Genomic DNA, 26,756 nt, shown 5'->3' with positions numbered 1-26,756 from the left:
GGGTCGAGGGGCACCCCGAGCCTGGCGAACAGCTCGGCGGTGGCCGCGCGCATGGCCCGCCGGTCGATGCCGAGGCGGCCGCGTGGCTGGCGGCTCATGAAGATGTTCTCCATGACCGACAGGTCAGGGAACAGGGTCGGCTCCTGGTAGATCACCGCCACACCGGCCCGCTGCGCGTCGGCCGGCCCGCCGAACTCCACCGGCTCGCCGTCCAGGAGGATCTGCCCGGAGTCGGGCCGGTGGACGCCCGAGAGGATCTTCACGATCGTCGACTTGCCCGCGCCGTTCTCGCCCGCGAGCGCGTGCGCCTCGCCGGGGAAGAGCTCCAGGGACACCTCGCGTACGGCCCGCACCGCACCGAACGCCTTGCTGACCTGTGAGAGGGACAGAACGGGAGCCTCATCCATGCGCCGCACTCCCGAGCCAAAATCGTTTTAAGGAGTGTGAGGACGGTAGATCAGCGAGCCACGACGCGTCAACAGTTCCGGCCCACGCGGTGCATTATTACGTTTTAACAACGGAGGGGCACGCCTCGCGGCAAGGTCATTCTGCCAACGGGCTGAAGTGGCGCAGCACCTCCGGGTTGGCCATGGCGTCCGGGTTGGCCGCCTCCTCGACGGGCGTGCCGAGCAGGATCTTGCGTACGGGGACCTCCAGCTTCTTCCCGGAGAGCGTACGCGGGATGCCGGGCACGACGTTGATCTCGTTGGGCACGTGGCGGGGCGACAGCTCCTGACGCAGGGCGTCGCAGAGGGCACGTTCGAGCCCCTCGGTCAGCGTGACTCCTTCGGCGAGCGTGACGTACAGGAGCAGCCGGCCCTCCTGCCCGAGCCGGCCCGTGTCGATCACCAGGCTGTCGGCGATCTCCTCGAACCGCTCGACGACCCGGTAGAACTCGCTGGTACCCATCCGGACGCCGCCCCGGTTCAGCGTCGAGTCGGAGCGGCCGTAGATCACGCAGCTGCCGTCCTTGTTGATCTTGATCCAGTCGCCGTGCCGCCACACGCCGGGGTAGACGTCGAAGTAGCTCTCGAAGTACCGCTCGCCGGAGGGGTCGTTCCAGAACATCACCGGCATCGACGGCATCGGCTGGGTCACCACCAGTTCGCCCACCTCGCCGACCACCGGCTCGCCTTGGGGGTCGTACGACTCCACCTTCGCCCCCAGCGACCGGCACGGGATGATCCCCGCCCTGATCGGGTGGAGCATGGTGGCCCCGACGAAGCCCGTGCACACGTCGGTGCCGCCGGAGAACGACCCGATCGGGATCCCGGGCAGCTCGGCCGCCACCCACGCGAACCCCTCCGGCGGCAGCGGCGACCCGGTCGAGCCGACCCCGCGCAGGCGCTCCAGCCCTTCGGGATGAACCCCGGCCTTCAGCGAGGCCATGATGTACGGCGCCCCGACCCCGAAGTACGTCACCCCCTCCGAGGCGGCGATCCGCCACAGCGCGGCGGGCGACGGATAGGTGGCCGAGCCGTCGTACAGCACGGGCGTGGCCCCCACCAGCAGGGCGCCGATGAGGTAGTTCCACATCATCCAGCCCGTGGTGGTGTACCAGAAGAACACATCGCCCTCGCCCAGGTCCTGGTGGACGGAGAGCGACTTGAGATGCTCGAGCACGACGCCGCCGTGCCCGTGCACGATCGGCTTGGGCAGCCCGGTCGTGCCGCTGGAGTAGAGGATCCACAGCGGGTGGTCGAACGGCACCCGCTCGAACTCCAGCGGCCCCTCCTCGGCCCGCAGCCCCTCCCAGCCGATCACCTCGCCGTGCGGCACCTCACCGGTGTGGGCGGGTGCGGGTTCGGCGTGCTGCGGCGCGCGGCCCTCACCGGCCGCCGCGAGGTACGGGATCCACACGGTCGCACGCAGCGAAGGCAACTCGGCGGCGATCTCGTTGACCGCGGCCGACCGGTCGTAGCTCTTGCCGTTGTAGTGGTAGCCGTCGACCGCGATGAGCACCTTGGGCTCGATCTGCCGGAACCTGTCGACGATGCTGGGCACCCCGAAGTCCGGCGACCCGGCCGACCAGATCGCGCCCAGCGACGCGGTGGCGAGGAAGGCGATCAGCGCCTGCGGGATGTTGGGCAGGTAGCCGGCCACCCGGTCGCCCCGCCCGACGCCGAGGCGTACCAGCCCGGCCCGCACCCGCGCGACCTCCTCGCGCAACTCGGCGCGGGTCAACTCCTGGCGGGCGCCGTCCTCGGACACGAACACGACGGCGGTGCCCTCGGTGCGCGAGCTCAGGCGCAGCGCGTTCTCGGCGTAGTTGAGCGTGCTCCCGGCGAACCACCGCACATCTGGCATCGTCCCGGTGAGGGCCGGCCCGTCCCCACGGTCCCCGATGACCTGGAAATAGTCCCAGACCGACGTCCAGAACTCGGCCGGATGATCGACCGACCACTGCCACACGTCCTCATAGGGCCCGGAGCGCCCCAGCCACTCCAGGTAGCGGGTCAGCCTGGCCGACGCGACGGCCTCTTCGCTCGGCTCCCACAGAAGCGCGCCCTCAGCAACCATGTGCCCCATCCTGTCGCCCGATCAGACGAAAGTCATACCCGGCTCTCCACATACCTTGCTATCTCCGTAGATGGTCAACCGCCATACGTGCGGACGTGCCGATCACCGCGTCGGCTCGCGGCTGGTTCAGCGCGGTGCTGAAGGAGCGGGTGAAGACGGCCACCGCGTAGCGCGCCCCGTCGGGGTATTCGACGACGCCGGACTCGGTGCGCAGCGTCGGCAACGTGCCGGTCTTGCCGCTGACGGCGACGTCGTCGTACGGGAAGCCGGAGGCCAGCCGGTGCGGCCACACCTGCATGGTGAACACGCTGCGCATCCAGGCGCACGACTCAGCCGAGGCCGCCTCGTCCCGCCAGATCAGGCCGAACAGCGCGGCCATCTCGCGCGGGGTGGCCCGGTTCGTCCGCGCGGGGTCGAGCGCGCTCATCCGCGCGATGTCGTCAGGCTCCAGGTACGGCCACCCGTGCCCGGTGTCCACCGCCAGGCTCCCGAGGAGCTCACGGCCGCTCTGCGCCACCCGCGAGGCACCGAGGCCGAACGCCTCCAGCATGGCGTTGATCGCGCCGATCCCGACCCGCCTGAGCAGCAGGTCCGCCGAGCTGTTGTCGCTCACCGCGATCATCAGGTACGCCAGGTCGCGCAGCGAGATCGTCACGTCGTCGAGCATCGCCGAGATCCCCGTCGGCCCGGACACCCGGTCCCCTGCGGTCACCGTCACCCGCTCCTTGGGATCGAGCAGCCCGGCGTCGGCCTGCCGGCAGAACTCCACCAGCAGCGGCACCTTGAACATCGACGCCGTGGGCAGCGGCTCGTCGGCGCCGTGCCCGACCTCCCTGCCGGTGTCGACGTCGGCCGCGTAGAGCCAGCCGGTCACGCCCGCCGCGTGGAACAGGCGCTCGAAATCGGGCGCGCTCACGCCAGCATCCCCGGCCTGCGGCTGATCCGCCGTACGGGCACGGCGCCTTCGTCCGTCATCCCGGCGCTCTCCTTCAACGTCCGCGCGGCCACGGCCGAGAACCCGGTGACGGCGGTGGTCGCCACGCGCCAGGCGGTGGAGACCCGGCACATGATCGGCGAGCCTAGCAGCGGCCGCCAGGCCAGCCCCGGCTGCTCCACCTTCGGCCCGAACGCCACCGCCGCCCCCGCCAGCACCAGACCGAGCCCGGCGCCCTGGTGCACCTGCGCGGGGACGTAGCCGTGGCGGCGGCACTCCCTCATGATCTCGACGTGCATCCCGGGCTCGCCCTCCTTGGGCGGCATCAGCAACTCCCGGCCGGCCAGGTCGCCCAGGTGCACCTCGCCGACGCGGGTGAGCGGGTCGTCCGCGGCCAGCAGCACGCCCTGCGGTTGCAGGAGTACCTGGCCGAAGCTCAGGCCGGGCGCGGCGACCGGATGGCGGACGAGGCCGACGTCGATCCTGCCCTCGGCCAGCGCGGGCACCTGGTCGGCGGTCCAGATCTCGGCGGGCGCGAGACGTACCTCGGGGTTGGTCTCGCGGAAGCCGGCGACCAGCGCGGCGATCACGGCGGCGGCCAGGTCGGGCGGCACGCCCACCTTGAGCACCGCGCCCTCGCCGTGCCTGGCCAGCTCGTGCAGCCGGTCCACCCTGGCCACGATCTCGCGCGCCTCGCCGAGCAGCAGCCTGCCCGCCTCGGTGAGCCGGACCTGGCGGGCCGAGCGGTCGAACAGCCGCACGCCCAGCTCCTCCTCCAGCCGCTTGATGCGCTGGCTGAGCGGCGGCTGCGCCATGCCGAGCCGGATGGCGGCGTTGCCGAAGTGGAGCTCCTCCGCCACGACGGCGAAGTAACGCAGATGCCGGACAAGGTCCATGACCAGCCACTATATCCAGATTTATATCCTTAAGACCGCCATATCAGTATTGGACATCATCGCCGCCTCTCTGGTGTCCTCTGCGTCATGGCACCACAAACGGGCACAGAGTACGCATACCTCAAGCCCGAACGACGGCGGCGACGACGCAGACGATGGCCATGGATCCTGGCGGCCCTGCTGGTCCCGGTCGTCGCGGCGGGAGGCGTCATCTGGGCGCTGCGCACGGAGGGCTCACCGGAGGAGACGGCCGACGCGTATCTCGTGGCCTGGTCCGCCCAGAACTATCCGGCGATGCGGGCCCTGGTCGCCGACCCGCCCGCCGACTTCGAAAGCCGGCACCGGCGCTTCCTCACCGACCTCAAGGTCACCCAGGCCCACTTCCAGCTCCCGGAGCCTGCGAAGATCTTCCCCGGCTCCGCCGCGGGGAGCGGCGGGGTCGTCCCCTTCAGCGCGAAGCTGGCCGGGCGGCGGGACTGGGACTACGACGGGGAGCTCAAGCTCGTCGAGCGCGACGGCGCATGGAAGGTGGCCTGGACGCCCGCCGCCATCCACCCCCTGCTGACGAAGGACCGCTCACTGCGGCTGGTCAAGGAGGAGGCCGACCCGCTGCGGGTCCTGGCCGCCGACGGCACCCCGGTCAACACCCCGGACGCGCCAGGCTCGGTGCAGCAGCTCGTCGAGGGCATCAAAGGCACCTTCCCCGACCGCTTCCAGTCCCCTGAGCGCTTCCGCATCGACCTCTACCAGGGGGACGAGGTCGTCCGGACGGTGCTGAAGGCCGGCGGCAACAGGCCGCTCCAGACCACGATCGACCTGAAGGTGCACCGCGCGGGGGCGCAGGCGCTCGAAGGCGTGTCGAAGCCCGCCTCCCTGGTGGCGTTGCGAGCCTCCACCGGGGAGATCCTGGCGGTGGTCAACGCGCCGGGCGGGTTCAACCGGGCACTGCTCGGGAAGTACCCGCCGGGCTCGACGTTCAAGGTCGTGACGGCCTCCGCGCTGGTGGCCGACGGGGTCGAGCCGGACGAGCGGGTCGCGTGCCCGGCCGAGCGGAACATCGGCGGCTTCCCGTTTCACAACGCGGGTTTCGAGGACTTCGGCACGCTGTCGTTCCGTGACGCGTTCGCGCATTCGTGCAACACCACGTTCGGGCAGCTCAGCGTGAACGAGCTGGACGGCGCCCGGCTGGGCGAGGTCGCCAGGAGCTTCGGCTTCGGTACGTCCATCACGCCCGGCGTGCCTGCCGTGCGCGCCGAGTTCCCCGACCCGAAGGACGCCACCGACCTGGCCTCCGCGGCCATCGGCCAGGGCCGGGTGCTGGCGAGCCCGCTGAACATGGCCTCGGTCGCCGCCGCCATCGCCTCGGGCGCCTGGATCGCACCCACGCTGGTCACCGGCGAACTGATCCCGGACGCCCAGCCGGACAATCCCCGCCCGCTGGAGCGGGCCGTGGTGACCGCGCTCCGCGACCTCATGCCCGCCGTCGTCACCGACGGCACGGCCCACGCGGTACGCTTCCCCGCCGGCACGGCAGGCAAGACCGGCACAGCGGAGTACGGCTCCGGCAAGGAACCACCCGCCCACTCATGGTTCATCGGCTACAAGGACGACGTGGCCTTCGCGGTAATCGTCGAGGGCGGCGGCGCCGGCTCCGCGGTGGCGGCCCCGATAGCGGCCGACTTCCTCAACGCCCTCCCCTGAGCCAGACGGAACCACGGAGTGGGTCAAGATCACGCTCGTCACGGCGAGCATCCCGTGAGCCTTCACGACCGGCCATGACAGAGGGAAACCCATGTCGGCGCGTGCGGTGACCTTGGCAGCGCCGTAACAGATGGTGTGATCTCAACACCGCCATAAAAGACGCGCTGTGACCTTGCCGCAGGTTCAGCCCGCACGCGCGGAGGATAAAGAAGCCACCGCCGCGACCACCTCGGAGGCGTTGGAGAGATCGGGGAGCACGAGATCGGCGCCGGCGTCGCGCAGCTCGCCCGCCATCGAGCGGCCCGACGCGACGCCGATCATCGCGGCCCCGCCGATCCTGGCCGCCTGCACGTCCCTCGTCGAGTCGCCGATGAGCACGGTGTTGGCGGCCGTGAACGGCGTGCCGAGCCGCTGCTTGGCCCGCGACTGCGCCACCTGCAGCAGCGTCGCCTTGGGGTAGACCTCTTCCCCGTAGCCGCCGAGCTCGAAGTCGATGTGCTTGTCGAGCCCGAACGCCTTCAGCTTGTGCACCGCGTTGCCCTTGATCGTGCCGGTCAGCACCGTCTGGACCACGCCGTCGAGCCGGGACACCGCCTTCAGAGCGTCCTTGGCCCCCGCCATCATCCGCCCCTCCTTGGCCAGCCGCCCGCGCCGGTCGGCGAAGGCCATGGCGAGCGCGGACAGGAACCTGGGCAGGTGATCGTCCTCGGCCACTACGCCGTTGACGGCGAGCGTCTCGAAGACGATCTCGGAGTCCGGCCGGCCGAGCGGCGGCACGAGCTTGACGAGCGGCCGCCCGGTCACGATGCGAAACGCCTCGGCGTAGGCGTCTCTGGTCACGATGGCGACGTCGACCAGGGTCAGGTCGACGTTCCAGAGCACAAGGCGGTTGATGGCAGCCTCCTGGGGGGTCCCTGCAAGGGTATGGCCGTCGCCGGGTTCAGAGCCCCCGCCCAGGCGATTTGAGCATGATCGAACGCGCCGGTGATCCTACGCGTAGCCGAGCGCGTCGGCCAGCGTGTCGACGACCGGCAGCCCGGTCCCCTCCAGCTCGAACCGCGGGGTCATCCCCCCGGTGTAGAGCACGGCCCTGGCGCCCACGTGCTCGGCCGCGAGCCCGTCGTCCACGCTGTCACCGATCACCAGGATCTCGCGCGGATCGACGCTCATGGCCTCGATGTGCGCGGTCATGTGGGCGGCCTTCTCACCGCCCGTGGTGCCCACCCCGTCGATCCTGGTGAAGTGCCGGGTGATGCCGAAGGAGTCGACCTTCGGCACCAGATGGCCGTGCGGCGCCATCGAGCAGAGCGACTGCGTGCCGGTCCAGCTCATGAGCGCGTGCTCGGCGTCGGAGGCCAGCCCGCAGGCGGCGCTCAGCCGGAAGTAGTGCTCGTGGAACCCGTCGTCCAGCAACTCCCACTCGCCCTCGGCCAGCGGACGGCCGAGCATCCGCTCGTAGAGGAGCCAGATGGGCCGCGTGTAGACCGCGCGGAAGCCGTCGGCGGTCATCTCGGGCAGCGCGTACGGCTTGAAAACCTCGTTGGTTGCTCCGACCACGGCGTCGATGTCGTGGAAGAGCGTGCCGTTCCAATCCCAAACAATGTGCTTTGTCATGTCGGAGCAAGCTTAGTGGGCGGCTGTGACATTCCCGTGAACGCCCGCCGGTCACGAGCCCAGCAGGTCGGGAATCTCCTGGGTGGCGTACCACATGAGCTCGTGCGCCTCCGCCCCGTCCACGATGAAGCGCGCGTCGTCGTCGCCGTCGTCGGAGGCGGGCAGCGCGGCGATCGCGGCCTCGATGTCGGGCGCCGCGCCGAGGTCGTCGATGTGCACCGCGGCCACCTTGGTCATCGGGACCGCCTCCGTGACGCGCACTCTGGCGCGTTCCTCGAGGTCGGCGCCGGCGGACACCGAGCCGTCCGGCACCTCCGCCACGACCACGACGCGGCGGGGGGCGGCCTCGACGCCGTCGGCGCGGTCGGCGGCCAGCATCCGCAGCGAGGCGCGGGCCGCGTCGCCGAGCGCGACGTACTCGAGCTCCTCGGTGTCGCCCGAGGCGTACCACTCGGTCAGCGCGGGGGTCACCGCGTAGCCGGTCAGCGGGGCCGGGCCCAGCCCTCCCTGCTGGACCGCCTTGGTCAGGGCGGGAAGAGTGCAGGGCAGATAGACGCGCATGACGAACCTTTCGTACTTTCTGGCCGAGCTCAGCCCGGTGTGCCGAGATGGAGGTCCTCGCTTCGCCGCGGATCCATCTCAGCGTTCAAGGGCTCTATCATGCCCGTCTCAGCGTGAGGCGGAGGAGAGACTCGAGTTCGGTGATGGTGGAGCCGGCGTCGCGGTGGTGGATCCCGGTCATGCCGAGGGCGCGGGCGGCCACGATGTTGGCCTCGATGTCGTCGATGAACACGCACTCCTCACCCGCCAGCCCGACCTGGCCGAGCGCGTGGTGGAAGATGCGCGGCTCGGGTTTGCGCATGCCGACCTCGCCGGAGATCACGATCGCGTCGAAGACCTCGTCCCAGCCGTCACGCGGGTACTCGTTGGACCAGGAATTAGACACCAAACACGTCTTAACCCCATTTTTCCGTACGTCGCGCAACATGTCGTACATGGCGTCGACCCGTTCGAATCCCGCGAACATCCGGTCCAGCAGCCCCTCGGCCACCGGCGGCACGCCGTCCACGGTCAGCAGCATGGCGGCCAGCTCGCGTTCGAAGGCGGGCCCTTCGAGCTCGCCCCGCTCCAGCGCGTGCACGACGCTCTCCCCGTCGTCCCCTCGGTAGGCGTGATCGACCAGGGTCCGCATCACGTCGCGGTAGTGGTCGCCGTCGATCCGGTCCGCCTCGATCCACTTCGCGATGGAGTGGGAGAGGCTGGTCGTCAGCACGCCACCCCAGTCGATCAGCACACCTGCCGCCACTTCAGACCTCCTCGAACGAGCCTCGTTCCAGAGTAGAAGCAGTTCGCCCCGAAATGCCGTGTCCGTCCCTCCGGCAGGGCTCCAGCCTTCCACCCGACATGTCCTGAAATCCGGTTAAAAGTCGGCCGAAACCCCTGGTTAAACTGCCTTTCCAGCGTTAGATCGCTACCCAGAAGGGACCGCCGTGCGGACGACGATCCTGATCACCTCCCCCGACCAGTGGACCGCCCCGGGACTCGAACTTTTCGAGTTCTCGCCGATCTTCCTGGGGGGCCCTGAATGGCTCACCAAACCGGTCCTCATCGCCCTGCTCAGCTCGGTCATCGTCATCGCCGTGTGCTGGGCCGCGTACGCCAAGCCGAAGATCGTGCCACGCGGCTGGCAGAGCGTCGGCGAGTACGCGTACACGTTCGTACGCGACCAGATCGCCCGCCCCAGCCTCGGCAAGGACGCCGACCGGTGGATGGGCCTGCTCCTCACCATTTTCCTGACCGTGCTCGTCTGGAACCTGATGGGCGTCGTCCCGTTCATCCAGTTCCCGGTCGCCGCGCACATCGACTTCCCCCTGGCGCTGGCGCTCAGCGTGTACGGCATCAAGCTCCACCTCGGCGTCAAGCACCACGGTGTGCGCGGCTACATCAGGGGCATCGTGCACCTGCCCGGCCTGCCCGGCTGGGCGTTCGCGCTCTACGCCCCGATAATCCTGGCCGAGGTGTTCATCACGTCGCTGTTCACCCACGTCATCCGGTTGTTCGCGAACATGTTCGCCGGCCACCTCCTCGTGGCCTTCTTCAGCTATGTGGGCTTCTGGTTCCTGTTCGAGCAACTCACCCCGCTCGGCGCGGGCGTCGGCGTCATCGGCGTGGTGGTGACGATCGCGCTGACCGCGTTCGAGATGTTCATCCAGTTCCTGCAGGCGTTCCTGTTCGCCATGCTCGCCGCGATGTTCATCGCCAGCGGCCTGCACGGCTCGCACTAGTCCTCAGTCAGAAGCGGGCGGCCAGTTTGCGGTGCTCCGGAGAGCGCAGCACGTCGGCCGCCCGCTGCGCCGACGCGACGGGGGCCTCGCTCAGCCCCGCCCTGGCCTGCTTGAGCGTGAGCAGCCTGGAGACGGACTGGTCGAGGCGCTGCTGGGAGATCCGGCCGGACTTCACCGCCGCCCGCACCGCCCGGTAGGCCCTCGGCAGGTCGTTCGGCATGAGCAGCAGGTCGGCCCCGGCCAGCACGGCACGCACCGCGATCTCACCGTCGTTGTACTTCTTGCGCACGCCCGCCATGTTGAGCGCGTCGGTGGAGACCACGCCGTCGAAGCCGAGCTTCTCCCTGAGCAGACCGGTCAGAATCGGCTTGGACAGCGTCGCCGGGTCGCCCGACGGGTCGAGCTTGGGGAAGACGAGGTGGGCGCTCATCACGGCGTCCACGCCGGCGTCGATCGCGGCCTTGAACGGCGGCGCGTCGAGCCGCTCCCACTCGGCCCGCGTGTGCTTGATCACGGGCAGGCCGGTGTGGCTGTCGACGCTGGTGTCGCCGTGTCCGGGGAAGTGCTTGGCGGTGGCGGCCACCTTCGCGTCCGCGAACCCCTTGACCGCCGCCGCGACCATCTTGGACACCCGCGCGGGATCGTCGCCGAACGCCCGCGGCCCGATGACGGGGTTCCTCGGGTTCACGTTCACGTCCGCGACCGGGGCGAAGTCGAGGTTGACGCCGAGCGCGCGCAGCTCCTCGCCGGTCGCCTCGGCCACCGCCCGCGACAGGTCGGCGTCCTTGGTCGCGCCGATCGCGGCGGCGCCGGGGAAGTCGGTCATGAGCGTGCCCATCCGGGACACCTGGCCGTTCTCCTGGTCGGTGGCGATCAGCAGCGGGACCTTCTTCGAGGCGCGCTGCATGCCGTTGGTGAGTGCGACGACCTGGCCGGCGCTCCGCACGTTCTGGGGGAAGAGGATGACGCCGCCGAGGTTGTATTTCTCGATCACCTTGGCCGGGGTCCGGGCGGCGTACCTGGCCTGGTTCTCGCCGGACACCGTGGTGGCCGAGGTGCCGTACAGGACGGGCATGAAGAGCTGGCCGACCTTCTCCTCGACGCTCATCTTCGACAGGACGCGCTCGACCTCGCTCTCCCGCGTGGGCGCGGGGCTCGGCACGGGCTCGGCCTTGGCGGGCCCGCCCTTGGCGGAGGCGGCCTTGCCGCCGCTCGGCGACGCGCCCGCCGGGCCGTCGCCTCCACCGCAGGCCGTCAGGGCGAACAGGAGCAGGCCGGCCGTACCAATCCGTCGAAACATGCCTTCCAAGGTATCCATCCGGCGACGCGGCCAGAGCACACTTTCGCCCAGGAGTTCGCGAACCACCCGGCACGACCAGCCCGTGCACCCGTCCGTGAGCCCGCGAAAACCCATGAGCCGCTACAGGCCGAGCGCGCCCAGTCCGGGCAGGTGCGCACGGGCCGCCGTACGCGCCTCTGCCGCCGTCGTCTGCTCCCGCGCGACCTCGGCGGCCTGCCGGCACTGGGCCAGCGTGTGCACGGCCAGCCCGGCGCGTACGGCGTCCAGCGACGTGGCCGCCATCGACAACGTCGAGGCCCCGAGCCCGGCCAGCACGCAGGCCAGCACCGGATCGGCGGCCGCCTCCCCGCAGATCCCGCACGGCTTGCCTGCCGCCTCGGCGGCGGTGGCCGTCATGGCCACGAGGTCGAGCAACGCCGGCTGCCACGGGTCCTGCAGCGCGCTGACGGCGGCGACCTGGCGGTCGGCGGCGAAGGCGTACTGGGCGAGGTCGTTGGTCCCGATCGAGACGAAGTCCACCCGCGCGAGCAGGTCCCCGGCACGCAGCGCGGCCGACGGGACCTCGATCATCACGCCGGCGGCGGGCAGCCCCTTGGCCCGGCACACCCGGGCGAACCACCCGGCCTCCTCGGCCGTGGCCACCATGGGTGCCATCACCTCGAGCCCTTCGCCGGCGACCCGCGCCAGCGCGTCGAGTTGCGCGTCCATCACCTCGGGGAACCTTCTGAACAGGCGAACCCCCCGCTCCCCGAGCGCCGGGTTCGGCTCCCTGGCCGGCGCGGGCAGGAATGCCAGCGGCTTGTCCGCGCCCGCGTCCAGCGTCCGCACGACCACCATGCCGCCGGGGAACGCCTCCAGCGCCGCCCGATAGGCCTCCGCCTGTTCGGCGGCCGAAGGGGGCTCGGCCCGGTCCAGGAAGAGGAATTCCGTGCGGTAGAGCCCGATCCCCTCGGCCCCCGCGAGGACGGCGGCGTCGATGTCCGCGAGGCCGCCCACGTTCGCGAGCAGCGGAACCGGATGCCCGTCCGCCGTCCTGCCTGGGCCCCTCGCCGCGGACAACGCCACCTGCCTGGCCGTCGCCGCGCTCACCGCGTCGGCCACGTCGGACTCGGCCGGCTCCACGCGTACGTCGCCCGAGGTCCCGTCGACCATCACCCGCACGCCCGGCGGGATGCCGGTCGCGCCTGGGCAGGCCACGACCGCGGGCACGCCCATCGACCTGGCCATGATCGCGGTGTGGCTGGTCGGCCCGCCCTCCTCGGTCACGAACGCCGCGACGTCGTCCCTGGACAGCAGGGCCGTGTCGGCGGGGGCGAGGTCGCGCGCGACCAGCACGTACGGCTCCTCAGGCGCCGTCGGCAACCCCGGCATGGCCTGCCCGTAGAGGAGCGCGATCACGCGGCCCCTGATGTCGTCCAGGTCGGCGGCCCGCTCGCCCAGATAACCTCCGGCGCCGGCCAGTACGTCCCGATATTTCGTGAAAGCCTCAAAGATCGCCCTGGGGGCGGCCAGACCGCGATCGATCAGCACCCGCACCTTCACCACCAGGCCGGGATCCTCGACCATCAGCGCCTGGGCCTTGAGTATCTCCTCGGCCTCGCCGCCCGCCCGGTTGCCGCGGGCCTCCAGCTCGGCCGCGACCCGCGTGAGCGCGGTCATGGCGCGCTCCTTCTCCTCATCCGCCTCACCGGTGTACGTGGCGCCCTCGGGGGGTTCGGGCACGGAGACGGTCAGCACGTACGCGGGGCCGTGCCCGATGCCCGGGCTGACCCCCACCCCCCGCAGGTTCATGGCGTACCGGCGATCTCGGCCAGCTCGTCGAGGAGCTCCTCCGAACCCTCGCCCTCCGCGCTGATGACCACGGTCTCGCCCTGCCTGACGTCGAGCGCCATGATCGCGAGGATGCTCTTGCCGTTGACCGGCCCGGCACCGCCGTACGCCTTCGCCACCGTGATGTCCATCGTGGCCTTCATCGCCCGTTGCACGAACGTCGCCGCGGGACGGGCGTGCAGCCCCACCTCAGCCGCCACGGTGACCTTGCGCTCACCCATCGACTCCATCCTCCTTCTGTACCGGTCCAGACCAGCCGGACCCATGTGCGTGCGGCTGCCCGATCCGGGGGTGAATCGGCAGCCTGCCTATTGTGTCGTTCTCGCGGCTGCGTCTGATCCAGGCGGCGACGCGCGGCGCGGCTATTCCCATCGGAAGAGCTCCTGTCCCACCTGGACCGCGCCCTCGGTGATGCCCGTCACGGACTCGGCCGGCGCGTCGAGCGCGACCACCGGGCAGACCGGCGAGCGGCCGCCCGCCTCGATCGCCGCCGGGTCCCACGCCACGACCGGCTGGCCGGCGCTCACCCTGTCGCCCTCCGCCGCCAGCAGGTGGAAACCCTTGCCTTTGAGCTGGACCGTGTCGATGCCCAGATGCACCAGCACGCCTCTGCCGTCGTCCCCGACGATGACGTACGCATGCGGATGCAGTTTCATGATTTTTCCCGATATGGGGGCCACGGCCTCGCAGCGCCGGCCGACTCGCCCCCTCAGCGGGTCGATCGCCGTTCCCGGCCCCACCATGCCCGCGGAGAACACCGGATCGGGCACGGCGGCCAACCCCACAGCCGCCCCCTCGACCGGGGCGAGAACAGTCGTCATGGTCTCGCCCTTAGCCGATGATGTCCTCGATGTCGCTGGCCATCGTGTCCGCCTCCGGCCCGACGACCACCTGGACCACGTTCCCCGCGGCCATCACGCCATGCGCGCCCGCCGCCCGGAGAGCGGCCTGATCGACCTTGGACGCGTCGCGCACCTCCGTGCGCAAGCGGGTGATGCAGGGCTCGATCTCAATGATGTTGCCGGCGCCGCCCAGCCCGGCGATGATCGCGTTCACATCCGCCGCCATCCGCCCCTCCCTCGGAACTCACACTCCGACCAGGCTAGATCAGTCCGTCTGCGTGACCTTGTTCAATCCGCGCGGCGCGTCGGGGTCGATGCCCAGCCGGCGCGCCAGCGCCTCGGTCAGCAACTGCCCGGGCACGATCAGGCCCATCGGCGCCACCCACTCGGGCAGGTCGGGACCGTTGAGCGCGGCGGTGCCCGCCTGTGCGAGCGCCTCGCCGCCCCCGATCGTGTACGCCGCCGCGCCGGCCGCCACCACCCGCTCGGCGAGCGCGACCGTACCGGACAGCGTGGGGCTGTTCTCCGAGGCGACCAGCAGTGCGGGGGTGTCGGCGTCGACCACGGCGATGGGGCCGTGCAACAGGTCGGCGTACGACAGGCCCATGGCGTGCAGGTAACAGGCCTCCTTGAGCTTCAGCGCGGTCTCCAGCGCCGTGGAGAACACCAGCCCGCGCCCGGACACGACGACGCCGGGCTTGTCGAGCAGCCCCTCGACCACGGCGTCCAGGTCCCCGGGCTCGGCGATCAGCTTCTCCACCGCCTCAGGCACCCGCCGCAACTCGGCCACGCTCACCTCGGCGCCGAGCCCCAGCGCCAGCACGGCCAGCGCGGCGAGTTGCGTCGTGTACGTCTTCGTCGCGGGAACGGCCTTCTCCTCGCCCGCGACCGTGCACAGCGCCACGTCGGCCGCCTGCGCGAGCGGGCTGTCCGCGCCCCCGTTCGTGATGCCGACGGTCTTCGCCCCGCAGTCCTTGGCCCAGGCCAGCGTCTCCACGATCTCCTCGGTACGCCCCGACTGGGAGATCGCGACCGCCAGCACCCCGTCCAGGTCGAGCCGCCGCTTGTACGTCGTCGCGATCGACGGCGCGGCCAGCGCCGAGAGCCGGCCGGCGTGCGATTCGACCAGGTAGCGGCCGTAAACCGCGGCGTTGTCGGAGGTGCCACGCGCGATGAACAGCAGCTGGCGAGCCCGCTCCCCCACCGCTCTCACCTCGTCGATCCTGGGGAGCAGGGAGTCGAGCGTGGCCCGCAGCGCGGCCGGCTGCTCGGCGATCTCGCTGCGCATCTTCGTGGTCATCTTGGGCCTGCCCTCACATCATTCCGACTCTGACTTGACCGTCTTTCGCAACATGTGGTCTAGTCCGGACTAGACCAGTACGAACCATAGCCCATGTCCGACATACAGGAAATCTGCTTCTCAGCCAGCCGCGCAAGTGTCGTGCCTGGTGAACGGCGGGTTTCCGCGTCACCGATTGAGGACCGATTGAAGGGCCGATCGAGAGGAGGATCCGTGCCGCACATCGATCCGGACAGCCCGGTGCCCAAATACTTCCAGCTTCGCGAGATCCTGCTGGACCTCATCGACAGCGACGAGCTCAGCATCGGCGCGGCCATCCCGTCCGAGCGCGAGCTCTGCCAGCGTTTCGGTCTTTCCAGGATGACCGTGCGGCAGGCCGTCGACCACCTCGTGTCCGAGGGCCGCCTGCACCGCGTGCCGGGCAAGGGGACGTTCGTCGCCAGGCCGAAGATCGAGCTGGCGCTGCAGCTGACGTCGTTCACCGACGACATGAGGGCGCGCGGCATGATCCCGGGCTCGCGCGACCTCGATCGGCGAGTCGTGCGGGCCAGCGCCCACCTGGCCAAGGAGCTGGGGATCCAGCCGGGCGAGGAGGTGCACTTCATCGAGCGCCTGCGGACGGCCGACGGGGAGCCGCTGTCCATCGAACGGGCGCACATCCCGGTGAAGCTCGCCCCGGACCTCGCCGCCCACGACTTGTCCGATAAATCGCTCTACAAGCTGCTGGAGAGCCGCTACGGCCTCGTCATGGACGCCGGCGAACTCACCATCGACGGCGGCATCGCCGACCCGAGCGACGCCGACCTGCTGAAGCTGCCGCGCGGCGGCGCCGTACTGCTGCTGCAGCGCAGGTCCTTCTCGGGCGGCGTCTGCGCGGAGCTCGGCGTGTCCACCTACCGCGCCGACCGCTACCAGCTCCGTACCATTCTCGAAATGCCCGTCAGACGGGGCTGAGGGCAGGCCCCACCGGAAGACCGCCGCAGGCCCGGCGCGGCTCCTCCGGTGGACCGCCCGACTCCCACCCCCCGGAGGAACGCCCGGTGAACGAGACCACCGCCGCCCGGCCTTCGCCGTTCGCTCGCGTGATGACCGTGCTCCAGCGGCTGGGCCGCTCCCTGATGCTGCCCATCGCCGCCCTGCCCTCGGCCGCGCTGCTGCTCCGCTTCGGCCAGCCCGACATGCTCGGCTCCAACGGCGGCGAGCCGGGCGGGCTGGCGGACGTGGCGGGGTTCGCGTGGATGAACCAGGTCGCCGAGGTGCTGGCCGCGGCCGGCGCGGCACTGCTGGAGAACCTGCCGCTGTTGTTCGCCGTGGGCGTGGCGATCGGCTTCGCCCGCAAGTCCGACGGCTCGACGGCGCTGGCCGCCGTGGTCGGCTACCTGGTCTTCGACCGCGTGACGAAGGTGATGTTCTTCGGCTCGGACATCAGGGACACCGTGCTGATCAGGGAGGTCCAGGACCAGGGCGTCAAGGAGATCATCGACTACGGCATGCAGAACCCGACCAAGGTCCTCGGCGGCATCCTGATGGGCCTGGTCACCGCCCTGCTCTGGCAGCGGTTCCACCGCATCAAGCTGCCGTCCTGGCTGGCGTTCTTCGGCGGGCGCAGGTTCGTGCCGATCATCACCTCCATCGTGGCACTGCTCCTCGGCGTGGTCTTCGGCTGGCTCTGGCCGGTGCTCGGCGAGTGGATCCGGCACGCAGGAGAGGCCCTCAGCGCGCTCGGCCCGGTCGGGACCGGCATCTACGGCGTGATCAACCGCCTCCTCATCCCCCTCGGCCTGCACCACTTCGTCAACTCGGTCGTGTGGTACGTCGTGCCGCAGTGCGACGTGGGCGGCCAGGTGCTCGGCGGCGACTGGAACTGCTACTTCGGCGGCGATCCGGAGTCCGGCCAGTTCATGGCCGGTTTCTTCCCGATCATGATGTTCGCGCTGCCCGCCGCCGCCCTGGCGATGTGGCGCGCGGCCCCGGTCCACCGGCGGGCCACGGTGGGCGGCATCATGCTCTCGGCCGGGCTGGCGTCGTTCGTCACCGGGATCACCGAGCCGATCGAGTTCGCCTTCATCTTCGTGGCGCCGCTGCTCCTGGTGGTCCACGCCCTGCTGACCGGCCTGGCCATGGCGCTGACCACGCTGATCGGGGGGCAGCTCGGGTTCGGGTTCTCGGCTGGCCTGCTCGACATGCTGCTGAACGCCAGCAAGTCGAACACCGAGAACCTCCCGGGGATCCTGATCCTGGGCGTGGTCTACGGCGCGGTGTACTACGCCGCGTTCACGTTCCTCATCCGCAAGCTCAACATCCTGACCCCGGGCCGCGAACCAGAGCCGGACATCGACTCAGGCGAAACCTAACGTTCGCGCGCCCCGGGTTCGCGCGCCCCGGGTTCGCGCGCTGCCCTCGGCAGGCTGCCGGTCGGCGCGCCACGCTCGGTTTCCGTGTCACCCACTGTGGTAAGAATCCACCATTCCCCCGCATCCCCCGCGAACGGATCACCACGCGGGGGTGGGTGTGGCCACGGACTCGGCGGCCTCGGCCTGGTCATCGGCTTTCGCGGTGCTGCAACGCATCGGGCGCTCGCTCATGATGCCCATCGCCGTGCTGCCCGCCGCCGGCCTGCTGTTCCGCTTCGGCCAGCCCGACATGCTCGGCGCGGACGGCCTCGGCGGCGTAGTGCCCTGGGTCCTGCCCGTGGCGTCGGTGCTGGCCGCCGCCGGCGGCGCGCTCTTCGACAACCTGCCCCTCCTGTTCGCCGTGGGCGTGGCCATCGGCTTCGCCCGTCGCTCCGACGGCTCGACGGCGCTCGCCGCCCTGGTCGGCTACCTCGTCTTCGACCGCGTCAGCAAGTCGCTCTTCTTCGAGGCCGGACGCGGCGCGGTCTACGACAAGGTCGCGCTCAGGGCCGACGGCGCCCCCATGCTCAACCTGGGCGCCCAGAACCCGACCGGCGTGCTCGGCGGCATCGTCATCGGCCTGACGGCGGCCCTGCTCTGGCAGCGCTTCCACCGCCTGAAGCCGCCCGCCTGGCTGGCCTTCTTCGGCGGCCGCCGCTCGGTCCCGATCATCACCGCCGTCGCCGCCCTCGTCCTGGGAGTCGTCTTCGGCCTGCTGTGGCGGCCCATCGGCGACTGGCTGACGGTGGTGGGCGACTGGCTCTCGGCCCACGGCACGGCCGGCACCGGCATCTACGGCGTGATCAACCGGCTCCTCATCCCCATCGGCCTGCACCATTTCCTCAACACCATCGTCTGGTTCACCCTCCCCGAGTGCCGCGCGGGCGTGAACGGCGCGACCAGGGACGCGGCAGGCGACCTGAACTGCTATTTCGCGGGCGAGCAAGGCGCGGGCATCTTCATGACCGGCTTCTTCCCCGTCATGATGTTCGGCCTCCTGGGGGCGGCCATCGCCATGTGGCGCGCCGCCCCGCCCGACCGGCGTACGACGGTGGGCGGCATCATGCTCTCCGCCGGACTGACCGCGTTCGTCACCGGCATCACCGAGCCTCTGGAGTTCGCGTTCATCTTCGTGGCGCCGGTCCTGTTCGTCGTGCACGCGCTGCTGACGGGCCTGTCGATGGCGTTGATGGCCGAACTGGGCGCCCGTCTGGGGTTCACCTTCTCTGGCGGCGCCATCGACATGCTCCTGAACGCCGGCAAGTCGAACACGCACGACCTGGGCCTGATCATCGGCTTCGGCCTGGTCTACTTCGTCCTCTACTACGTCCTTTTCACCATGCTCATCCGCTACCTCGACATCCCCACCCCCGGCCGCGAACCCCCGGAGGAGTCACCCCGGCCGACCTGACCCCCTGGATTCGGACCTATTGGCGATAACCGTTTTGGGCCCATCCGCAAAGAGGATCCATCATGGCCGAAACAAAAGGGCGGGGAATCCAACTGCGGAAAACGTTCTGCACCTCGGCGGACAAAATCGGGCGGGAATCGGGGAAGTTGGCGACCCAGGTTATGGCCGGCGCGGCCCGAAAACTCCTTATATCGAGTCTTTCCCCGTTCAGGAATTGGAGGATGCGTGTCCGCAGCACCTCACGTCGACGCCACCCCGGCCCCAGATCCGCCCTGTGACAGAGCGGAACAACCGCAGGTCCACGGATCCCTCGCCCTGGACACGTACCCGCTGGTGTGGGGGCCGCCGGGCGCCATGCCGGACGAGCGCAGGCTACGCCACCTCGGTCAGGCCATGGCCGAGGTGCTGGCCGGCCGCCGCCCGCCGGAGAGCGTCGCCGACCGGCTGACCGACCGGGCGTACCGCGACCTCGTACGGGCGGGGCGGATGATCGAGACGGACCGCCCGCCGTTCGCGGGAAGCGTGCACATGAAGGAACCCCGCGACGGCGCGGTGGAGATGTGCGTGCTCGTCCACTGCGGCGAACGCAACCACGTCCTCGCCATCCGGCTGGAACGACGCGGCGTCCATTGGCTGTGCACGGACTTCGAAACGGCGTGATGCCCCGATGAGACCACGGACCCCCACCTTCCGACGGGGCGGAAAGCGGGGGTCCCGAAGTGGAACAGCGGTCAGCCGGCGTGCTTCGGGTCGCCGTGGCAGCGCTTGTACTTCTTGCCCGACCCGCAGGGGCAGGGCGCGTTGCGCTCGACGTTGCCGTACGCCGCCCGCTCGGCCGTGGTGGTGACGCGGGTGTGCTCGACGTCACCCTGCTCGCCGGGAGCGGAGTATTCGAGCTCGGCCGGCCGCTCAGGCCCGCGCAGCCCGCGCGCGATGATCGAACGGGTCTCCGCCAGCACCGCGTCCTCTTCTTCGACGATCGGGTTTTCCTGCACCTCCACCTCGAGGTTGAACAGGAACCCGACGGAGTCCTCCTTGATGCCCTCCATCATCGCGGTGAACATCTCGAAGCCCTCGCGCTGGTACTCGACCTGCGGATCCTTCTGCGCGTAGGCCCGCATGCCGATGCCCTCGCGCAGGTAGTCCATCTCGTAGAGGTGCTCGCGCCACTTGCGGTCGAGGACCGAGAGGATCACCCGGCGCTCGAGGTCACGCGTGGTCTCGGCCCCGAACTCCGCCTCGCGCCTGTCGTACGCCTCCAGCGCGTCCTTCTTGATCTTCTCGCTGATGAACTCGGCGCTCAGCTCCTCGCGGCCGCCGGCCTCCTCCTCGAGGTCCGCGATGTTGACGGAGACCGGGTAGAGCTCGCTGAACGCCTTCCACAGCTTCTCGAGGTCCCACTCCTCCGCGAAGCCGTCGCTCGTGGCGCCCGCGACGTAGCCGTCGATCACGGCGCCGATGAAGCCGCGCACCTGCTCGTGCAGGTCGGCGCCCTCCAGGACGCGGAGCCGCTCGGCGTAGATGACCTTGCGCTGGCGGTTCATCACCTCGTCGTACTTCAGAACTTCCTTGCGGATCTCGAAGTTCTGCTGCTCGACCTGGTGCTGGGCGGAGGCGATGGCCTTGGAGACGATGCCGGACTCGATCGGCTGGTCGTCGGGGATCTGCAGCCGGTTCATGATGACCTCGACTCTGGCCGAGTTGAACAGGCGCATGAGGTCGTCGCCGAGCGACAGGTAGAACCGCGACTCGCCGGGGTCGCCCTGGCGGCCGGAGCGGCCGCGGAGCTGGTTGTCGATGCGACGCGACTCGTGCCGCTCGGTGCCGAGGACGTAGAGGCCGCCGAGCTGGGTGACCTCGTCGTGCTCGGCCTTGACCGCGGCCCTGGCCTTCTCCAGCGCCTCGGGGTAGGCCTTGTCGTATTCCTCCGGCGTCTCGACCGGATCGAGGCCGCGCTGGCGCAGCTCCTGGTCGGCGCGGAACTCGGAGTTGCCGCCGAGCATGATGTCGGTGCCTCGACCGGCCATGTTGGTGGCGACGGTGACGGCGCCCTTGCGGCCCGCCTCGGCGATGATCGCCGCCTCACGCGCGTGGTTCTTCGCGTTGAGGACCTCGTGATTCACGCCGCGGAGCTTGAGCGCCTTGGACAGCCGCTCGGACTTCGCCACCGAGGTGGTGCCGACGAGGACCGGCTGCCCGGCCTCGTAGCGCTCCTTGATGTCCTCGACCACCGCGTTGAACTTGGCGTCCTCGGTCTTGTAGACCGCGTCCGCCTGGTCCTTGCGGATCATCGGCCGGTTGGTCGGGATGGACACCACACCGAGTTTGTACGTCTGGTGGAACTCGTTGGCCTCGGTCGCCGCGGTGCCGGTCATGCCGGAGAGCTTGGCGTAGAGCCTGAAGTAGTTTTGCAGCGTGACGGTGGCCAGCGTCTGGTTCTCGTCCTTGATCGGCACGTTTTCCTTGGCCTCGATGGCCTGGTGCATGCCCTCGTTGTAACGGCGCCCGTGCAGGATGCGGCCGGTGAACTCATCGACGATCAGGACTTCCTTGTCCGCGACGATGTAGTCCTTGTCCTTCTTGAAGTGCTCCTTGGCCTTGAGCGCGTTGTTGAGGTAGCCGATCAGGTGCGTGTGCTTGTCCTCGTAGAGGTTGGTGATGCCGAGCTCGTCCTCGACCTTCTGGACGCCTCGCTCGGTCACGCCGACCGTGCGCTTCTTGGGGTCGTACTCGTAGTCGAACTTGGCCCGCTGCTCCTCGGCCCACTTCTCGCCGTCGGGACCCTTGAGCAGCTCCGGCCGGATCTCGACGCCGCGCATGCGCATCGAGATCCTGGCCATCTCCTCGAACCAGCGCGAATTCTGGTTGGTCGGGCCGGAGATGATCAGCGGCGTGCGGGCCTCGTCGATCAGGATCGAGTCGACCTCGTCGACGACCGCGAAGTTGTGGCCGCGCTGCACGCACTCCTCGAGCGACCACGCCATGTTGTCGCGCAGGTAGTCGAAGCCGAACTCGTTGTTGGTGCCGTACGTGATGTCGGCTTCGTACTGCTTGCGGCGCTCGTCCGGCTGCTGGCCGGAAAGGATCACGCCCACTTCCATGCCGAGGAAGCGGTGGACGCGCCCCATGTTCTCGGCGTCGCGCTTGGCCAGGTAGTCGTTGACCGTGACGACGTGCACGCCCTTGCCGGACAGCGCGTTGAGGTAGGCCGGCAGGGTGCAGGTCAGCGTCTTGCCCTCACCGGTCTTCATCTCGGAGATGTTGCCCATGTGGAGGTTGGCGCCGCCCATGAGCTGCACGTCGTAGGGACGCTGGCCGAGCACGCGGCGGGCCGCCTCGCGCACGGCCGCGAACGCTTCGGGAAGCAGATCGTCGAGCGTTTCGCCGCCGGCATGGCGCTGCTTGAACTCCGCAGTCAGCGCGCGCAACTCCGCGTCGGACATGGCCGTGAAGTCGTCCTCGATGGAGTTGACCTGATCTGCCATCTGCCTGAGCTTGCGCAGGGTTCTGCCTTCGCCGGCACGTAGGATCTTGTCGAGAATGGCTGCCACTTTATGTAAAGCTCCTCGCAGGTCTACCCCGGCGGCGCCGCCAGGAGGAGAGGCTGAGACAAACTTCCCCGCTTGCCATCGTAGGCGGTTCCGCAACCAGACACAGCCACCGTGACGGCGAGGCTGCCAGACTCGTCTGGGAGAATGGGTCTAGGCAGAGGGTATGCCGGTTGAGCGCCGGCTCGCACCATATGCGGGATATCCGGCAAAGGAAGGATTTGTCATGGTTGAGGGGAAGAAGTCGGAGCATACGGAGAATCTCGGCAGCCACGGCGGGCGGGCGTCTTCGTGGCTGGCCGTGACGGTGATGCTGGTCGGCACCGTCGTCGCCGGCTTCGGACTCACGGCCGCCAACTGGACGCTGGTCTGGATCGGCGCCGGCCTGTTCGTCGTGGGCGGCATCCTCGCCCTCGTCTTCGATATCTTCACCGACGTCGTGATCGACGCGCCGCGCGTGGGCATGCGTGCTGAAGATCACCGCTGAGGCCGGTTTCACACGGCGGGCGCCCGACTCCGGGCCGCCCGCCGTTTCCTTTTCCACCGGCGGTTCCCCGCGCACCATGGGTCCCACTGGATCGCGCACCATGGGTCCCACTGGATCCTGACGCGCGCCATGGGTCCCACTGGATCCCTGACAATCCTGGGTCCCACGCGACCTCAGACCCCGCTCATCATTCGGGTCCCACGACCCCAGGCGGTTTTGTCGGTGCCCGTCGCTAGATTGCTCGCATGCATCGCCGTACGGAGTCGCGGACATGACCGCTGTGACCGATCTGACCGCCGACGAGGCGCGCCGGTTGATCCTGCGTTCGCAGGGCCTGATGGGCGCCGACGTGCGCAGGGGCGGGGTGCACGCCATGCTGCGCAGGCTGGGCGCCGTGCAACTCGACACGATCTCGGTCCTCGCCCGTTCCCACGAGCTGGTCGCGTACGCCAGGCTGGGCGCGGTCGCCAGGAGCACGATCGAGCGCGCCTACTGGCACAATCCCGCCCAGAGCTTCGAATACTGGTGCCACGCCGCCTGCATCCTGCCCATCGAGCACTGGCCTCTTTACTCGTTCAGGCGCAGGGCCTACCGCGAGCGGCGATACCGCTGGCACCAGATGCCGGACAACGTGGACAAGCTCCTGGCGCGGGTGCGCGAGTCCGGCCCGCTGATGACCTCCGACGTGGGCGGCGCGAAGAACGGCGGCCCGTGGTGGGACTGGTCGGAGTCCAAGATCGGCCTGGAGTGGCTGCTCGACATCGGTGAGCTGGTCTGCACCCGCAGGACCGGCTGGCGCCGCGTCTACGACCTGGCCGAGCGCGTCGTCCCCGCCGGCCTCCTGGCCGACGACCTCTCCGACGAGGAGTGCGTCCTGCGCCTGGCCGCCGTCGCGGGCCGTTCGCTGGGCGTGGCCAACAGGACCGACCTGATCGACTTCCTGCGCCTCAAGGGCCGCTACGCGGCGATGCTCGACGAGGTCCTGCTCAGCGGCGCCGCGGGGCTGGTGCCCGTGGCCGTCTCCGGTTGGCCGGGCAAGAAGGGCCAGGCCAACGCCTGGGCCGACCCCGAGGCCCTGGCATCGGAGCCGCGCGGCCGGCACCGCACGACGCTGGTCTCGCCGTTCGACTCCCTCATCTGGCACCGCGGCCGCACCGAGCGTGTCTTCGGCTTCCACTACACGCTGGAGCTCTACGTCCCCAAGCACAAGCGCGTGCACGGCTACTTCACGATGCCGGTGCTGGCCGGCGGCCGCCTGATCGGCCGCGTCGACCCGGCCCGCGAGGGCAGCACGCTGGTGATCCGGCGACTCAGCCTGGAGCCCGGCCTCTCGCCCGCCAAGTGGGCCGGCGCCTTACTGGATGCCCTGTGGTCGGCCGCCGAGTGGGTGGGCTGCGACGCCGTACGCGTCGACCACGCCGACCCACCCGAACTCGTGCCGATCCTGAGCATGACCAGTACGGTGAAGTAAGCACGATCTCGAGATCGGAAGGGCATCATGTCGGAGATCTTCGACTGGGTACACAAGGCGGGAATCCAGCCGGAGCCCATCACGGTGGACATCTGGAAGCGGCTTCCAGAGGAGTTCTGCCGCCAGGTCGAAGTTGTCGACGGCCAAGCAATTCGCTGCGAATCGCCTTCAAGGTTGCACCAGACGGTAGCTCGACGTCTGACCAACATGCTTGAGCGTGCTGCCCAACGGCACAGCGCCCAACATGAAGAATGCCTCGAAGCCAACATGGACTTCGACGTGGTGCTCTGGAAGCTGCCACGTGCGCAGATCCGACGGCCCGATGCGGCCCTGTTCCGATGTGCGCCCGAAGAAGAGAAACCTCTCCCGGCGCACATGGTGCTACTCGTCGTCGAGGTCGTCTCTGGCACGGGCAGAGTCGATACAGTCGACAAACGCGCCGAATACGCCGCTGCCGGCATCCCGTGGTACTGGATCGTCAGGTTGGACGATCAGGGCGTTTCCAGCATCGAGATCCTCGCGCTGGACCACGGGATCGGCGGCTACCGGCTCGTCTCCCTCCTCGAACCCGGCTCTGGAACGCTGGCTGAAGGGCCGATCCGGGTCCGTCTCGACTGGAATCGGCTTCGCCCGTAGCGCCGCTGGATGACTCCGGGCGCGCGCTACTAGGTGATTTCCAGCATGCGTTCGCGGACCGCGTAGACCACGGCCTCCATCCGCGAATGGAGTTGCAGTTTGTCGAGGATGTTGCGCACGTGGTTCTTCACGGTGTTCTCCGAGATGAACAACTGCTTGGCGATCTCGCGGTTGTTCATGCCCTTGGCCACCAGGCGCAGGACCTCCATCTCGCGGTCCGTCAGCCGGGGCACCGGGAGCTGGGGCGGGCGCTCGGACTCCTTGCGGCTCATGTTGGCGAACTCGCTGATCAGCTTCGCCGCCATCGCCGGGTTGATCAACGACTGTCCCTCGTGCACGCCCCGCACCGCGGCGGGAACGTCGTTGATCTGGACGTCCTTGAGCAGGTAGCCGGTGGCTCCCGCCTTGATGGCCTCGAAGAGGTCCTCTTCCTCGTCGCTCACCGTCAGCATGATGATGCGGGTGCTCGGCACGGAGGCCTTGATGCCCTTCGTCGCCTCGATCCCGTCCTGCCGCGGCATGCGTACGTCCATGAGGGCGACATCGGGCATGAGGCGGTCGGCCAGTTCGACCGCCTCCTGCCCGTCGCTCGCCTCACCGACCACCTCGATGTCAGGCTCGGCGGCCAGCGCCAGCGCCAGGCTCCGCCTGATCAGCTCGTGATCGTCAACGATCAGCACGCGAATCGGCTCGCTCTCTGACGGGCGGACCTCGTCAGACTCCGTCACGAGGCCTCCCTGCTCCGCCTCGCGACTGTCTTACCCTCGCTTCGCTCGCTCAACTGAACCTGACTGAGCTCGCTCACGTCTCCTCCTCGTCGGGGGGCCAGAGCCGTCGAACCGCCATGATGGCATGTACGCCACGGTTCTCGGGTGGTCGAGAAGATCTTTTAGCCCATGATCAGGGCTCAACGAGTCGCAACACGCCGTAGTTGTACCCGCGTCTGTTGTAGACGACGCACGGCTGGCCGCTCTCCTTGTCGCGGAACAGGTAGAAGTCGTGCCCGACCAGCTCCATCTCGAGGAGGGCCTGGTCGATGGTCATCGGTTCTGCTCGATGGTACTTCTCGCGTACGATGAGCGGCCCATCGCCGTCCATCTCGATCGGGACGATGTCGTCGTAACGTTCGTCGCTCCGGACGAGCTCGTCCTCGTCCGATTCGGCCTGCTTGGAGACGGTGGGTTCCTCCGTCAGCGGCGGGAGTGAGCCGGCCGAGGGGAGCGCCGAGGTGATCTCCGACACCGAGGGCGGGCAGTGGTTGCCGTGGTGGACCTTGCGCCGGTCGGCCATGCGCCTGAGGCGGCCTTCCAGCTTGTCGAGAGCCAGGTCGAGAGCTGCGAATCGATCGTCGGCCGAGGCCTCGGCGCGGATCGCCGGCCCTCGCGAGTGAATGGTGAGCTCGACCCGCTCCCGCTGATCGGCGACGCGCAGATTGCGCTCTTTCGACACCTCCACATCGACTCGGATGAGTTTGTTGTCCAGACGTTCGATCCTGGCCAGCTTGGTCGTCACGAGGTCGCGGAACCGATCACTCACTCCGGTGTGCCGGCCCTTGACGATGATGTCCATGCAACAGCCCCCCTTCGTC

The 26,756-nt window shown here is 69.3% G+C and carries 26 protein-coding genes; 9 read left to right on the top strand and 17 right to left on the bottom strand.

All coding sequences use genetic code 11. From position 1 onward, the window contains the following. The 4 genes from ITP53_RS27295 to ITP53_RS27280 all read right to left on the bottom strand — a co-directional run. A partial coding sequence (locus ITP53_RS27295) for an ATP-binding cassette domain-containing protein (RefSeq protein ID WP_195898307.1) occupies positions 1–407 on the bottom strand: 407 nt, incomplete at its 3' end. Between the two features lie 136 nt (positions 408–543). After that, complete coding sequence (locus tag ITP53_RS27290) at positions 544–2,520, bottom strand: acetoacetate--CoA ligase (RefSeq protein WP_195898306.1); 1,977 nt, start codon at positions 2,518–2,520, stop codon at positions 544–546. Between the two features lie 58 nt (positions 2,521–2,578). After that, on the bottom strand, positions 2,579–3,436 hold the full coding sequence (locus tag ITP53_RS27285) for a serine hydrolase (protein WP_195898305.1): 858 nt from the start codon (positions 3,434–3,436) through the stop codon (positions 2,579–2,581). Further along, positions 3,433–4,350 (bottom strand): LysR family transcriptional regulator, encoded by a 918-nt coding sequence (locus ITP53_RS27280; protein WP_195898304.1) that lies wholly within the window; start codon positions 4,348–4,350, stop codon positions 3,433–3,435. The genes ITP53_RS27285 and ITP53_RS27280 overlap by 4 nt, the downstream gene beginning before the upstream one ends. An 87-nt stretch (positions 4,351–4,437) precedes the next feature. Here ITP53_RS27280 and ITP53_RS27275 point away from each other — a divergent pair, with 87 nt between their 5' ends. Further along, positions 4,438–6,051 (top strand): penicillin-binding transpeptidase domain-containing protein, encoded by a 1,614-nt coding sequence (locus ITP53_RS27275; protein WP_195898303.1) that lies wholly within the window; start codon positions 4,438–4,440, stop codon positions 6,049–6,051. Positions 6,052–6,234: 183 nt separating this feature from the next. On the opposite strand, the gene ITP53_RS27270 is transcribed toward ITP53_RS27275, so the two are convergent. The 4 genes from ITP53_RS27270 to ITP53_RS27255 form a co-directional block, all read right to left on the bottom strand. Then, positions 6,235–6,933: an HAD family hydrolase gene (locus ITP53_RS27270; RefSeq protein ID WP_195898302.1), complete on the bottom strand. Its 699-nt coding sequence runs from the start codon at positions 6,931–6,933 to the stop codon at positions 6,235–6,237. Positions 6,934–7,041: 108 nt separating this feature from the next. Next, positions 7,042–7,665, bottom strand: coding sequence for an HAD family hydrolase (locus ITP53_RS27265; protein WP_195898301.1), 624 nt, complete (start codon positions 7,663–7,665; stop codon positions 7,042–7,044). Positions 7,666–7,716: 51 nt separating this feature from the next. Continuing rightward, positions 7,717–8,226 carry a DUF6912 family protein gene (locus ITP53_RS27260; RefSeq protein ID WP_195898300.1) on the bottom strand — a complete coding sequence of 170 codons (510 nt, stop codon included), beginning with the start codon at positions 8,224–8,226 and terminating at the stop codon, positions 7,717–7,719. A 97-nt stretch (positions 8,227–8,323) separates the two neighbouring features. Then, positions 8,324–8,971 (bottom strand): HAD family hydrolase, encoded by a 648-nt coding sequence (locus ITP53_RS27255; protein ID WP_195898299.1) that lies wholly within the window; start codon positions 8,969–8,971, stop codon positions 8,324–8,326. A gap of 184 nt (positions 8,972–9,155) precedes the next feature. Here ITP53_RS27255 and atpB point away from each other — a divergent pair, with 184 nt between their 5' ends. Continuing rightward, positions 9,156–9,950: a F0F1 ATP synthase subunit A gene (atpB, locus tag ITP53_RS27250; RefSeq protein ID WP_195898298.1), complete on the top strand. Its 795-nt coding sequence runs from the start codon at positions 9,156–9,158 to the stop codon at positions 9,948–9,950. 7 nt (positions 9,951–9,957) lie between these two features. Here the strand turns inward: atpB and nagZ are convergent, their stop codons facing one another. From nagZ to ITP53_RS27220, 6 genes are all read right to left on the bottom strand, one after another. Continuing rightward, positions 9,958–11,250, bottom strand: a complete 1,293-nt coding sequence (gene nagZ / locus ITP53_RS27245) for a beta-N-acetylhexosaminidase (RefSeq protein ID WP_195898297.1) — start codon at positions 11,248–11,250, stop codon at positions 9,958–9,960. A 120-nt stretch (positions 11,251–11,370) separates the two neighbouring features. Further along, positions 11,371–13,041, bottom strand: a complete 1,671-nt coding sequence (gene ptsP, locus ITP53_RS27240; protein WP_195898296.1) for a phosphoenolpyruvate--protein phosphotransferase — start codon at positions 13,039–13,041, stop codon at positions 11,371–11,373. Then, positions 13,038–13,301 (bottom strand): HPr family phosphocarrier protein, encoded by a 264-nt coding sequence (locus ITP53_RS27235; protein ID WP_195898295.1) that lies wholly within the window; start codon positions 13,299–13,301, stop codon positions 13,038–13,040. The genes ptsP and ITP53_RS27235 overlap by 4 nt, the downstream gene beginning before the upstream one ends. Before the next feature lie 141 nt (positions 13,302–13,442). Beyond that, positions 13,443–13,901 (bottom strand): PTS sugar transporter subunit IIA, encoded by a 459-nt coding sequence (locus tag ITP53_RS27230; protein WP_195898294.1) that lies wholly within the window; start codon positions 13,899–13,901, stop codon positions 13,443–13,445. Positions 13,902–13,911: 10 nt separating this feature from the next. Continuing rightward, positions 13,912–14,148: a glucose PTS transporter subunit EIIB gene (locus tag ITP53_RS27225; protein ID WP_195898293.1), complete on the bottom strand. Its 237-nt coding sequence runs from the start codon at positions 14,146–14,148 to the stop codon at positions 13,912–13,914. 39 nt (positions 14,149–14,187) lie between these two features. After that, the gene (locus tag ITP53_RS27220; protein ID WP_195898292.1) at positions 14,188–15,222 is read right to left on the bottom strand and encodes an SIS domain-containing protein; all 1,035 of its coding nucleotides are present in this window, start codon (positions 15,220–15,222) and stop codon (positions 14,188–14,190) included. Between the two features lie 213 nt (positions 15,223–15,435). On the opposite strand from ITP53_RS27220, the gene ITP53_RS27215 reads away from it, so the two are divergent. The 4 genes from ITP53_RS27215 (at position 15,436) to ITP53_RS27200 (ending at position 19,686) form a co-directional block, all read left to right on the top strand. Next, positions 15,436–16,176, top strand: coding sequence for a GntR family transcriptional regulator (locus ITP53_RS27215; RefSeq protein WP_195898291.1), 741 nt, complete (start codon positions 15,436–15,438; stop codon positions 16,174–16,176). Between the two features lie 86 nt (positions 16,177–16,262). Next, entirely contained in the window at positions 16,263–17,576 is a 1,314-nt protein-coding gene (locus ITP53_RS27210) for a PTS transporter subunit EIIC (RefSeq protein WP_328815897.1), read from the top strand. A gap of 229 nt (positions 17,577–17,805) precedes the next feature. Continuing rightward, a complete protein-coding gene (locus ITP53_RS27205; protein ID WP_195898311.1) occupies positions 17,806–19,026 on the top strand; it encodes a PTS transporter subunit EIIC in 1,221 nt (406 codons plus the stop codon). 225 nt (positions 19,027–19,251) lie between these two features. Continuing rightward, entirely contained in the window at positions 19,252–19,686 is a 435-nt protein-coding gene (locus ITP53_RS27200; protein WP_328815893.1) for an Rv3235 family protein, read from the top strand. A 71-nt stretch (positions 19,687–19,757) separates the two neighbouring features. On the opposite strand, the gene secA is transcribed toward ITP53_RS27200, so the two are convergent. Beyond that, positions 19,758–22,577 carry a preprotein translocase subunit SecA gene (gene secA, locus ITP53_RS27195; RefSeq protein WP_195898290.1) on the bottom strand — a complete coding sequence of 940 codons (2,820 nt, stop codon included), beginning with the start codon at positions 22,575–22,577 and terminating at the stop codon, positions 19,758–19,760. 163 nt (positions 22,578–22,740) lie between these two features. Here secA and ITP53_RS27190 point away from each other — a divergent pair, with 163 nt between their 5' ends. The 3 genes from ITP53_RS27190 to ITP53_RS27180 all read left to right on the top strand — a co-directional run bounded on the left by ITP53_RS27190 (position 22,741) and on the right by ITP53_RS27180 (position 25,168). Then, entirely contained in the window at positions 22,741–23,061 is a 321-nt protein-coding gene (locus tag ITP53_RS27190) for an HGxxPAAW family protein (protein ID WP_236051220.1), read from the top strand. Between the two features lie 271 nt (positions 23,062–23,332). Then, complete coding sequence (locus ITP53_RS27185) at positions 23,333–24,532, top strand: winged helix-turn-helix domain-containing protein (protein WP_195898289.1); 1,200 nt, start codon at positions 23,333–23,335, stop codon at positions 24,530–24,532. Between the two features lie 27 nt (positions 24,533–24,559). Next, complete coding sequence (locus ITP53_RS27180) at positions 24,560–25,168, top strand: Uma2 family endonuclease (RefSeq protein WP_195898288.1); 609 nt, start codon at positions 24,560–24,562, stop codon at positions 25,166–25,168. A gap of 29 nt (positions 25,169–25,197) precedes the next feature. On the opposite strand, the gene ITP53_RS27175 is transcribed toward ITP53_RS27180, so the two are convergent. Both ITP53_RS27175 and hpf read right to left on the bottom strand, forming a co-directional pair. Next, positions 25,198–25,896: a response regulator gene (locus tag ITP53_RS27175; RefSeq protein WP_195898287.1), complete on the bottom strand. Its 699-nt coding sequence runs from the start codon at positions 25,894–25,896 to the stop codon at positions 25,198–25,200. A gap of 172 nt (positions 25,897–26,068) precedes the next feature. Further along, positions 26,069–26,737 carry a ribosome hibernation-promoting factor, HPF/YfiA family gene (gene hpf / locus ITP53_RS27170; protein ID WP_195898286.1) on the bottom strand — a complete coding sequence of 223 codons (669 nt, stop codon included), beginning with the start codon at positions 26,735–26,737 and terminating at the stop codon, positions 26,069–26,071. Positions 26,738–26,756: the final 19 nt, after the last annotated feature.

Origin of the sequence: Nonomuraea cypriaca, assembly GCF_015645445.1 — a bacterium.
Lineage (GTDB): Bacteria > Actinomycetota > Actinomycetes > Streptosporangiales > Streptosporangiaceae > Nonomuraea > Nonomuraea cypriaca.
This window is presented reverse-complemented; position numbering and strand designations above follow the sequence as displayed.